Origin of the sequence: Acinetobacter johnsonii (genome assembly GCF_048551975.1) — a bacterium.
Taxonomy (GTDB): domain Bacteria; phylum Pseudomonadota; class Gammaproteobacteria; order Pseudomonadales; family Moraxellaceae; genus Acinetobacter; species Acinetobacter johnsonii_A.
On record NZ_JBIMCF010000038.1, the window covers coordinates 1 to 11,143 of the forward strand.

The following is an 11,143-nucleotide window of genomic DNA, read 5'->3' on the forward strand; positions in this document are numbered from 1 at the left end:
GTGAATGTGTTCGCAGACAGAGAGTTTATCGGTGAGCAGTGGTTTACATGGTTAATTGAACAAGACATCAACTTCTGCATTCGTGTTAAAAAAACTTCATTGTCACCAATTATTTAGGGAAGAATCACTAAATTAGTGATTTATTTCGCCATCTTCAATTTGGTCAAATTGAATGTCGTAAACGACGGATCTTGGCTGGTCGGGTGAAACTATATATAAGTGCACTACAGTTAGAAAATGGAGAGCTTTTACTCGTCGTTTCTCCTCAGTTTAATGCCAATGCTATTCAGAATTATGCATTACGCTGGGAAATTGAAACCTTATTCAGTTGTCTCAAAGGACGCGGATTTAATCTTGAAAATACGCGCTTGACAGACCCTAGATGAGTGAAAAAATTGATTGCGGTGTTAGCTATAAGCTTCTGTTGGTGCCACGAAATCTTAGAAGTGAAAGGCAACATGATCAAAAAAAAGCGATAAAAATAAAGAAGCATGGACGACTCTCAATGAGTTTATTTCGCTATGGTTTAGACTATGTTCAAATGGCGATTCAGTGTTTAATTGGTTTTGGGAAAAAAGAAGAGTTTAAGGAAATTCTGGCGATTTTAAGAAAGCGGAAGCCTGATAGGATAAGGGGCCTGTGAAATTTGTCGTGTACAAAGTAAAAAAGATTACTTTTCACTTATGAAATAGACCTAATCTATATTCTATAAAAATGTTATAGTCATAAGTAAAGGCAAATGTTACTTGTTAATGTAGCAGTCACAAATGGAAAATATACAAACTGTTATAATAATGAAGTCAAAAATAGACCAAGGATTGGATAGGGGTCAAGCGAGGGTAGGAGCAAATGAGAGAGAGTTATGATACGTATCATATTTTTAGTCTTATAGGGCAGCACGCTGAATTAGAACCCATTTTAAATGCAATTTCTGGGTGGCTTGAATCCCATATTCCAGATGCCTTAGTTACGATCATGCTTTATTCCGAACATGATCAAACTTTAAAGCTTATCAGTGGTAAACAACATTTCTCAAATCAATACTGTAAAGCCGTCAATAATTTAAAAATTGGTGCTCAGCGCGGAGCTTGTGGAACAGCTGCATTTTTACGTAAGTTAGTGATTAGTCAGGATCTGATGGAAGATCCGAATTGGGCAGCTTATCGTGCATTAGTTAAGGCAGAGCAGCTGTCAAGTTGCTGGTCTATGCCTATTATTAATGCAAGAAATATTTTATATGGAACTTTTGGGACTTATTACCGAAGTCCCAAAAAACCGACGAAACATAATATTCGTCTTTTAGAACAGGCCGCCTCTTTAGTTGCATTAGCGATTGAACTTCATGATGAACGCCAACAAAAAATAGCCGTAAATGAAAAATATAGTTCTTTTTACAATTATCATCCAGATGTAATTCTTGAACTTGATCTGCAAGGATATGTTCTTAATAGCAATATTGCTTGTCGTGAAATTACGGGCTTTTCACAAGAGCAAATACAGGGGAAACACTATTGGAAATTAATACCTGATGAATATCATGAATTAGTTGATGCTGCATTTAAATCTGCCCTACTGGGGAAGTCTCAACATTACGAAATTCCCGTTTATAATGCGTTAGAAAAAATTATATGGCTTGATATTATCAATTTACCAATAATTCAAAATCAAAAGGTTACAGGTGTATTTACGATAGCACGTGACATTAGTGTAAATCGGAAAAATAAGGAGAGCTTACGTCTTTTAAAGCGCGGAGTTGATGCAAGTCCGAGTGGTATGTTTATCACGGATGCCTCTGAAAACATGGTGATCAGCTTTGTTAATCCTGCTTTTCTTAAACAAGTTGGTTATACAGAAGAGGAAGTCATAGGCCGTAATTATAATTTTTTACAGGGCCGAGATACTAATCTAGAGCAACTTGCTTTGTTTAAGCAAGCGGTAAAGGAGCAGAAAGATGTTCAGATAATGTTAAAAAATTATTGTAGGGATGGGAGTTGGTTCTGGAATAGACTAATGTTGGGGCCAATTTTGGATCAAGATGGCAAATGTACTCATTTTCTTGGAATTCAGGAAGACATTACTCAGCAACGTATCCATGAAGAATATATTGAATATCAAAATACTCATGATCAATTAACAGGCTTACTAAATCAAATAACTTTTGAAAAAATCTTAGAGCAAACTTTCGAAAAACAAAAGCTTCTAACTTTACTTTATATTGATCTTGATGACTTTAGTTCGATGAATGATAGTTTAGGTTACTACGTTGGTAATAAAGTTATTAAAAATATAGCGAGCCGATTAAAAGATTTTTTAAAACCTGATGAGGTTTTGAGTCGGTATGCCGAAGATGAATTTGTATTATTGATCAAAGGCCAACATGATCATAAAAAAATAACCACAAGAGCTAAAAAGATTCTTGATTTGATTTCAGAGCCGTTTCAAGTCGATGACCATACACTCCATCTAAGCGCAAGTATGGGTATCGTCATAAATAACAGTTTTATACAATGTGCTTCAGAGCTTTTATATCGGTCTACTCTGGCTATGAGAGAAGCAAAGAGACAAGGCCGTAATACTTGGCATTGTTATGAAGAAAGCAATAAGATTTCACCCAATTTAGACTATGCTCATCTGCGTTTAGAACTTATGGAAGCAGTAAAAAAGAAGCAGTTTACACTATTCTATCAACCGTTAATCAAACCATTAACAGGCGTGATTCAGGGAGTAGAAGCGCTGATTCGTTGGTATCATCCCGAACGGGGTTATATTTTTCCAGATGTTTTTATTCCTTTAGCTGAAAGAACAGGACAGATTGTAAATATTGGACAGTGGGTTTTAGAAACAGCATGTTTAGATATCGCTAAATGGAATAAGGCGCATGATAGTCAGCTCACGGTTTCAGTTAATATTTCTCCTTTGCAGTTTGGACGTGCTGGGTTTCTTGAGGAACTTCAAAAAGCGCTAAAAATAAGTCAATTACCAGCTGAGCTGCTTAAAATTGAAATTACCGAAGGCGTTATTATTAGTGGTGCTGACAGGGCAATTGAAATTCTAAAATCAATTCGTGCTTTAGGAGTGCATGTGGTCATTGATGACTTCGGCACTGGTTATTCGAGCCTTAGCTATCTACGACTACTACCGATTACTCAAATCAAACTGGATCGAAGTTTTATTGAGAATCTGACCATTAGTGTTCAAGATGCTGAAATTGTTCGGTCGATAATTTTTCTAGCCCATCAGCTGAACTTAGAGGTCGTAGCGGAAGGTGTTGAAACACTAGAACAAGCTATTCTGCTCTATCAACAAGATTGTGATTTATTTCAAGGCTATTTTTATGCACGGCCTGCGCCAATAAGTGACTTGAATTCTAAATTTTTGCCGTTGGAAAGTTTAAGTTAACGTAATTAGTCTGTGTAAAGGTTTTGTTGCATAAATATTTTGCAAGATACTAATTTTTAAGGGGGATGTGAAAATTTTAATAAAAATAAATGTAATAAAATCATGATTTTAGGTATTTGTGAAACAAGTCTTATTTGGCTTAATTAGGAGTGCTTTGCCTTTCAAATCTTTGTGCAACAAAGCCCTAAAATGAAAAAACCAGAAAAAATAGGAGCTTATAGCTCCCATTTTTATATTAACTTTATAACGTCCGAATACAGCTATATTTTTTTGATTTCTACAATATCACTTGATTCAATCAGCGATTGGATATTACCAAATAAACTTTGAATATAATCAGAGGCTAGATGGATATCTAAATCCTCTCTGCTACGCCATTCTTCTAAGAAGAAATATCTACTCGAGTCATTTTCGCTAATATAAAGCTCATATTTCAAGCATCCTTCTTCTTGAAGCGTAGGCTCTATTACACTTTTTAAAAGCGCTTCTAACGTTTCTTTTTGATCTGATTTTGCCTTAATGTTCGCAATTACTGAAATAGTCATTATTTCACCTTGAGTTTGTTTTAGAAGTTTTCTAGTACAATTTTGCCTTTTGATTTACCTGATTCAAGCAACTTATGCGCCTTCTCCAAGTTTGCAGCGTTAATATTGCCTAGATTTTGGTTAAGCGTACTTCTAATTTTTTGCTGGTCAACTAATTGGGCAACCTGTTGCAATAGATCACCTTGCTTTTCAATATCATCGGTGTCATACATTGAACGAGTAAACATCAACTCCCAATGGATAGAAATAGATTTAGTCTTAAACGGCATAATATCAAATGTTTGTGGATCATCGATCAATCCAAGCTTGCCTTGTGGTGCAATCAGAGAAACTATTTGCTTGGTATACGTTTCTGTATGATTTGTAGAGAATACGTATTTTGGTTTTGCAATGCCTAGTGCTTCGATTTGTTCGTTTAAATCTTTGCTATGATCAATGACATGGTCGGCACCCAGTGATTCCACCCAAGATTTCGTTTCTTCGCGCGAAGCTGTTGCTATAACGGTTAGATTTGTTTTTGCTTTTAGGAGTTGGATAGCGATTGATCCTACACCACCTGCACCACCAATAATTAAAATACTGCCAACTTCTGTTTCTGAAATTTGAAACCGATCAAACAGCATTTCCCATGCAGTGATAGCAGTTAATGGCAATGCTGCTGCTTCTGCATTAGATACTGTAATGGGTTTAAGACTGATAATTCGTTCATCGACTGCTTGAAACTCAGCATTACTACCATCTCGGGTTAAATCGCCAGCATACCAAACAGAATCTCCTGCTTTAAACGAGGTAACTTTTGAGCCAACTTCAATAATTTCCCCAACGGCATCCCAACCTAAAATACGATTATTTGCTTCAGACGAATTTTTTCTCACTTTGGTATCAACTGGATTCACAGAGATTGCCTGAACTTTTACCAGTACATCACGCTCCTTAAGCGTAGGCTTAGCTTTTTCAATATCTACCAATGAATTTTTAAAATCATCATGGTTATTGATAACATACGATACGGCTTTCATAGATTTGTCCACAACTTTAAAAAAATATAGTAACAATGGAAGCGAAGTGCCCCCATTTTTTGTTATTCAATAATTAAAACTCTTGGCTCGTTGGGCGCAAAACAATTTCATTAATATCTACATCCGCAGGCTGTTCAATTGCATAAGCAATTGCTCGAGCGACTGAGTCAGCTGGTATGGCTTGTTTGTAGAAATCCGTAACAAACTCTGAACTTTCTTTATGAGAAGAACCAAATTTTAGTTCTGACTCAACTGCACCAGGCTCAATAGTCGTCGTTCTAATTGTTCCCCCAACTTCATGACGAAGTCCTTCAGAGATGGCTCTTACAGCAAACTTAGTACCGCTATAAACAGTACCTCCCGGACTAAATACTTTTATCCCTGCAACAGATGCGAGATTAATAAAGTGTCCAAAGTTTTGTTTTTGGAAAACAGGTAGGGTAGCTGCTATACCATAAAGAACACCTTTAATATTGATGTCGATCATACGATCCCATTCATCAACTTTTAGCTCACTTAATGGTGCAATAGACATTAATCCAGCATTGTTTACCAATACATCGATTTGACCAAATGCGCTTAATGCCTTTTCAATAAGTGCTTGTACTTCCTGTGGTTTGGTTATATCCATACCAATAAATTCAGCTTGACCACCTTCAGTACGAATGTCGTGAACAATAGCCTGTAATTTTTCAGTACGTCTAGCACCAATGACAACCTTTGCACCTTTTTTAGCAAGTAAGCGAGCAGTAGCTTCACCTAAACCACTACTTGCACCAGTGATAACAATAACTTTATTTTCTATATTATTCATACAAGTAACCTTCAACCTATTTGTCAATCATATTTGATGGGTTAAGTATCACAGCCTTGTTACGTATAATAAATGAATAATATTATCTTTCAGAATTCCTATTTACGGAATAATTACCATAACACAGGATTGGACATGCAGAATAAATTGGAAATGATGCGTATCTTTTGTGTCGCAGCAGAGTCTCGAAATTTTAAAGAGGCAGCCACTCAGCTCGGTATTTCCCCGCAGCTAGTGACACGGGCAATAAAAGAGCTAGAAGAGCAGCGCGGAGAGATTCTGTTCTACAGGAGTACTCGACAAATTAAAATTACCGCTGATGGTGAGCGTCTGGCAAAGCAAGCACGTTTTGCGGTGGAATCGATCGATGCTTTGCTTGTAAAAGACACCAAGGAAAAACGAGATGAAATGCGTGGGACTGTCCGTCTTACTGTGTCGTCTGTGTTAGGGCGTAAATTGGTAGTACCTGCACTAGCAGAATTTGCCACACGTTATCCAGATATTGTCGTGGATTGTGTGCTAACAGATTCACACTCGGATGTGATCGATGAGCGGATAGATATCGGGATCAGATTTGGATTTTTGCCGGACAATCGATATGTAGCAAGGGAATTGGCTAAAGTGAAATTTTATTCTGTGGGTACGCCAGAGTTAATTGATAAGGTTGGAATGCCCAAAAAAATTATTGACCTTGATAAATACCCTCTAACAGCATTAGTCGATCATAAAACAGGGCGTTACTGGCCATGGACATTCACCGAAAGTCGAAGCTTTACGCCATCAAATCCCCGTTTTATTACAGATGATCTAGAAGCTGAATTTCAAGCGATTCTCGCTGGAGTTGGATTCGGACACATGCCTGGATTTCTAGTTTTGCCGTGGCTTAGGAGTGGTAAGCTCATTCAGATACTTCATGAGGAAACCTCTCCTGTTTGGCGCCTGTATTTATATCGTCCACAGCGGGGCCCGACACCTTTGCGAATCCGAGCATTGTTTGATTACTTAGCGGAAGTGCTGGGCCATATAGAAACCTGAATCAGAAGGAACTAACCTTTTTTCTAGAAAGTAGAAATCAGATAAGACCATCATGTATTTAGAGTAACTACAATTTTTCCTATTTGCTGATTTGATTCAAGATAGCGCTGAGCGTCATGCATGTTCTCAAAGTTAAAGCAACGGTCGATCACTGGACGAAGATATCCTGCACCTATACTGCTAAGAATAAATCGTCTGGCTTGCTCCCTTAGAACAGGGTCATGCAGAACCTCAAGGAACAAAAAACCTCGCATGGTTAAGCTCTTGCGTAATGCAACTTTAAGGGGAAATGGTGTGATCTCTGGGCTAAGTGCACCATGCATAACCATAGTTCCTCCCACAGACATCGCTTTTGCAATCTGTTCAATATGTGGCCCTCCTACAGCATCAAAGGCGACATCAAGATATTCTCCACCCAAACGTGAAACAAGCGCCTCATACAAATCGGGTTCATCTTCACTGGCTATAACATTTTTAACACCGAGATCCAGTAAACGTTGCTTTTTCTCTATCGTTTGTGTACTTGCAATGACCTTAGCACCCGCTGCTTCAGCGATCTGTATCGCAGCTAGTCCTACACTACTTGAAGCTGCTGTGATCAAGATCGTTTTTCCTTTCGAAACTCCACCAGCATGGATTACACCACCCCAAGCCGTCAAATACTGCATCCAGATTGAAGAAGCTTCTTCCCAGCTTAAACTATCAGGTTTGTGAACTAAAAAAGTTTCTGGAATCAGAAGCTTGTCCGTATATGTCCCATATTTGGCTAGATTGTCAGTCGGAAGAATCGATACTGCATCTCCTGGAGAAAATTGGCGTACATCTTCACCTATCGCCAGAACTATGCCTGCTCCCTCATATCCCAGACGAGAAGGGAATACTGCCTTTTGAATATAAGTACCACGCCGAAACATTACATCAGCCCGGTTGAGTCCGATCGTTTTCATCTGGATTAGAACTTCTCCTGCTGCTGGTAAAGCAACAGGAAGTGTTTCTAATGTCAGAACATCTGTATCTCCAATACTATTGAAGCGCCAAGTCTTGGCCTGAAGTGCGTTAAATGACATCAATCACTACCTTAATATTGGCAGAGCGATCTTGAACAGCATCATGAGCCTCAATCGCTTGGTCTAGAGTAAAATGACGAGGATCAACAATAGGACGCAGTTTACCTTCCTCAACGAGACGAGTCGCGATCTTAAGGATATCACCATGATGAGAACGGCGATTGCCTGTTAACATCGGCATTAGGACGAATACACCAGACACTGTGGCACACCGTAGAGATGAACTCGCTAAATTATGATTACCAAATGCAGCACAGCTGGTAATGTGGCCATAGTGAGTTGTCATGGAAAGTGAAGCTTCGAGTACTGGACCACCCACAGTGTCGTAAACAATGTTAAAACCTTGACCCTCAGGGCTTGCAGCAATAATGTCATCGGAAGATGCTGTTGTGTAATCGAGAGGTGTTGCACCGAGTTCTGAAATCAGTGATTGATCAGCTGTACGACCAGTCGCCCAAACATTTGCATCAAGTGCTTTTGCAAGCTGAACCACCATATAACCAACGCCACCAGCACCACCTTGAACCAGTACAGTTTGCCCTGGTTGGACCTTCGCATTATCCACTAAACCTTCCCAAGCGGTGAGGAACGTCAATGGTAGTACTGCTGCCTCGCGCATAGAGATATTCCGTGGCTTTAATGCGATCAGATCAGCATCTGCTACAACATATTCTGCTAAAGATCCTTGAAGATTACAAACGCCACCAATCAGACCGTAAACTTCATCTCCGACGTTGAAGTGAGTGACACCTTCACCAATAGCAGTTACAACCCCAGCCATATCTGTTCCCAACACGGCAGGAAGCTCTGGCATAGCATATGGTGCTTCACCAAGACGAATTTTATAATCAATAGGGTTTACACCACTGGCATGAATACGTACTAGAACTTGCCCAGCCTCTGGTTGAGGTATAGGGAGTTCTACACGTGTAAATTCATGAGCACCAAAATTTTCTAGGATAAGAGCATTCATCATCTTATTCATAGTTGTTCCTTATTCTTAACTGGGGGATGATATGCACAGTACCAAAGTAAATTAATCCAATAAATAATATTTATAGGATTTAATAATTCCTAAATAATGAATAATAAATATCATCCGCTCACTAAAAATATTCTAGTACAGTCTGTAAAGGCAGTTTAATCTAAACTGTCGGTAGTATTTTCAAGGCTTGAAACGTTCAAAATATCTACAAAGTGGCTAAAATTTGAAACATAATTCTAAAAGGTCACAGCATTACAAAGAACATGAGCCAAAATAAAAAATGGCAGCTAAAAGTCCCATTTTTTTGTGACCTTCGCATAAGCTCTACGACGTTAATTTAAAAAAACTAAAAACAGGGATAGAAAATTTTCGCTAAAGACCTTTTTGATTTTTCGATTTATAAAAATTATTGCTTTTTTTATACTATGGGGTACTATAGTATAAATGCTAGCAAATAAGGAGGTCTGATGCCTAATCAGGTTGAAGACAAAAAAAAGATTCTTCTACGCGTCAGAAAGATCAAAGGTCAAACGCAAGCGATTGAAAAAGCGTTAGAAGACAATGTGGAATGTGGTGCAATTCTGCAACAAATATGCTCTGTGCGTGGTGCTATTAATGGTTTAATGAATGAGATGTTAGAGGTTCATTTAAAAGACACTTTAGTATCAGGTGAAACCACAGAACAACAACGAAAAGAAGAATTGGCTGAAATCGCCAAGATTCTAAAATCATATTTAAAATAGATCTGTATAAGGAATTATTCCATGAAGTCACGTGCTGCCGTTGCGTTTGGTCCTGGTCAACCTCTTCAAATTGTTGAGGTTGATGTTGCACCACCGAAGAAAGGTGAAGTATTAATCAAGATCTCCCATACCGGTGTGTGTCATACAGACGCATTTACTTTATCTGGCGATGATCCTGAAGGTGTTTTTCCGGCTATTCTCGGGCATGAAGGTGCTGGTGTCGTAGTTGAGGTTGGTGAAGGCGTGACTAGCGTCAAACCAGGTGATCATGTAATTCCACTTTACACCGCTGAATGTGGCGAGTGCGTATTCTGTAAATCTGGAAAATCGAACTTGTGTATTTCCGTTCGCGAAACTCAAGGTAGAGGCGTAATGCCAGATGGCACAACTCGTTTTTCCTATAATGGTCAACCGATTTACCACTATATGGGCTGCTCAACGTTCAGTGAATACACGGTAGTGGCAGAAGTATCATTGGCTAAAATCAATCCTGAAGCCAATCACGAACATGTCTGCTTACTAGGTTGTGGTGTCACAACGGGTATCGGTGCAGTACACAACACCGCTAAAGTACAAGAAGGTGATAGTGTTGCGGTCTTTGGTTTAGGTGGTATTGGTCTAGCAGTCGTACAAGCCGCACGTCAAGCTAAAGCAGGACGTATTATTGTGGTTGACATGAATCCAGATAAATTTGCGCTGGCAAAAGAGTTTGGTGCAACGGACTTCTTGAACCCTAAAGACTACGATAAACCGATCCAGCAAGTAATTGTCGAAATGACTGGCTGGGGTGTAGATCATTCATTTGAATGTATTGGTAACGTGAATGTAATGCGTGCAGCCCTTGAAAGTGCACACCGTGGCTGGGGACAATCCGTAATTATTGGTGTAGCTGGCGCAGGTCAAGAAATCTCTACCCGTCCATTCCAACTAGTTACTGGTCGTAAATGGTTAGGTTCTGCTTTTGGTGGCGTAAAAGGTCGCACGCAACTTCCAGGAATGGTTGAAGATGCCATGAAAGGTAAAATTCAATTAGAACCATTTGTGACACATACGATGGGCTTGGATCAGATCAATGAAGCCTTTGATCTAATGCATGAAGGTAAGTCAATTCGTACTGTAATTCATTACGAGTAATTCCGTCAGGCCTTATACTTTTCCATGCATGTGCATCATGAATGACATGCATGGAATCCTCTAAAACGGCACATCATCTGTAAAACAGATCTATCTGTGTAGGCATCATGTATAGGTTCAATAAACCTGCCTACATTTTAAATCTTTATCACTATTCTCTATGGAGAATGTCAGACTCTTTGTTTACTCGATTTCTCATGAAGTCTTGCTCAACATAGGTAATTGATTATGGAAATAATTGAGAAACATGCTTCTTTTGGTGGATCGCAAGAAGTGTATCGCCATCAGTCAATAGCATTAAACTGTTCCTCTGTACACGACAAATTTCACAGAACCCTTATCCTATCAGGCTTCTGCCTTCTTAAAATTGCCAAAATTTCCTTAAACTCTTCTTTTTTCCCA

General features: G+C 38.9%; 9 protein-coding genes and 2 pseudogenes. 6 read left to right on the forward strand and 5 right to left on the reverse strand.

What is annotated here, in order from left to right; translation table 11 throughout:
- Both ACG9ZB_RS15780 and ACG9ZB_RS15785 read left to right on the forward strand, forming a co-directional pair.
- Window positions 1-643, forward strand: a pseudogene (locus tag ACG9ZB_RS15780) (IS4 family transposase); the annotation flags it as partial.
- A gap of 206 nt (window positions 644-849) precedes the next feature.
- Entirely contained in the window at window positions 850-3,399 is a 2,550-nt protein-coding gene (locus ACG9ZB_RS15785) for an EAL domain-containing protein (RefSeq protein ID WP_419326711.1), read from the forward strand.
- Window positions 3,400-3,659: 260 nt separating this feature from the next.
- On the opposite strand, the gene ACG9ZB_RS15790 is transcribed toward ACG9ZB_RS15785, so the two are convergent.
- The 3 genes from ACG9ZB_RS15790 to ACG9ZB_RS15800 form a co-directional block, all read right to left on the reverse strand.
- Window positions 3,660-3,944, reverse strand: coding sequence for a putative quinol monooxygenase (locus ACG9ZB_RS15790; protein ID WP_000156169.1), 285 nt, complete (start codon window positions 3,942-3,944; stop codon window positions 3,660-3,662).
- A 20-nt stretch (window positions 3,945-3,964) separates the two neighbouring features.
- Window positions 3,965-4,963: a zinc-binding alcohol dehydrogenase family protein gene (locus ACG9ZB_RS15795; RefSeq protein ID WP_419326713.1), complete on the reverse strand. Its 999-nt coding sequence runs from the start codon at window positions 4,961-4,963 to the stop codon at window positions 3,965-3,967.
- Window positions 4,964-5,036: 73 nt separating this feature from the next.
- Entirely contained in the window at window positions 5,037-5,777 is a 741-nt protein-coding gene (locus ACG9ZB_RS15800) for an SDR family oxidoreductase (protein ID WP_419326714.1), read from the reverse strand.
- A gap of 135 nt (window positions 5,778-5,912) precedes the next feature.
- Here ACG9ZB_RS15800 and ACG9ZB_RS15805 point away from each other — a divergent pair, with 135 nt between their 5' ends.
- Window positions 5,913-6,812: a LysR family transcriptional regulator gene (locus tag ACG9ZB_RS15805; RefSeq protein ID WP_419326716.1), complete on the forward strand. Its 900-nt coding sequence runs from the start codon at window positions 5,913-5,915 to the stop codon at window positions 6,810-6,812.
- A gap of 50 nt (window positions 6,813-6,862) precedes the next feature.
- On the opposite strand, the gene ACG9ZB_RS15810 is transcribed toward ACG9ZB_RS15805, so the two are convergent.
- Both ACG9ZB_RS15810 and ACG9ZB_RS15815 read right to left on the reverse strand, forming a co-directional pair.
- The gene (locus ACG9ZB_RS15810; RefSeq protein WP_312088293.1) at window positions 6,863-7,879 is read right to left on the reverse strand and encodes a zinc-dependent alcohol dehydrogenase family protein; all 1,017 of its coding nucleotides are present in this window, start codon (window positions 7,877-7,879) and stop codon (window positions 6,863-6,865) included.
- Window positions 7,869-8,864, reverse strand: coding sequence for a zinc-dependent alcohol dehydrogenase family protein (locus ACG9ZB_RS15815; protein WP_004812136.1), 996 nt, complete (start codon window positions 8,862-8,864; stop codon window positions 7,869-7,871). The genes ACG9ZB_RS15810 and ACG9ZB_RS15815 overlap by 11 nt, the downstream gene beginning before the upstream one ends.
- A 467-nt stretch (window positions 8,865-9,331) precedes the next feature.
- Here ACG9ZB_RS15815 and ACG9ZB_RS15820 point away from each other — a divergent pair, with 467 nt between their 5' ends.
- From ACG9ZB_RS15820 to ACG9ZB_RS15830, 3 genes and pseudogenes are all read left to right on the forward strand, one after another.
- Entirely contained in the window at window positions 9,332-9,607 is a 276-nt protein-coding gene (locus ACG9ZB_RS15820) for a metal/formaldehyde-sensitive transcriptional repressor (protein WP_001133624.1), read from the forward strand.
- Between the two features lie 21 nt (window positions 9,608-9,628).
- Window positions 9,629-10,741: an S-(hydroxymethyl)glutathione dehydrogenase/class III alcohol dehydrogenase gene (locus ACG9ZB_RS15825; RefSeq protein WP_000842149.1), complete on the forward strand. Its 1,113-nt coding sequence runs from the start codon at window positions 9,629-9,631 to the stop codon at window positions 10,739-10,741.
- A gap of 228 nt (window positions 10,742-10,969) precedes the next feature.
- Window positions 10,970-11,086 (forward strand): annotated as a pseudogene (locus ACG9ZB_RS15830) (S-formylglutathione hydrolase); the annotation flags it as partial.
- Between the last annotated feature and the right edge of the window lie 57 nt (window positions 11,087-11,143).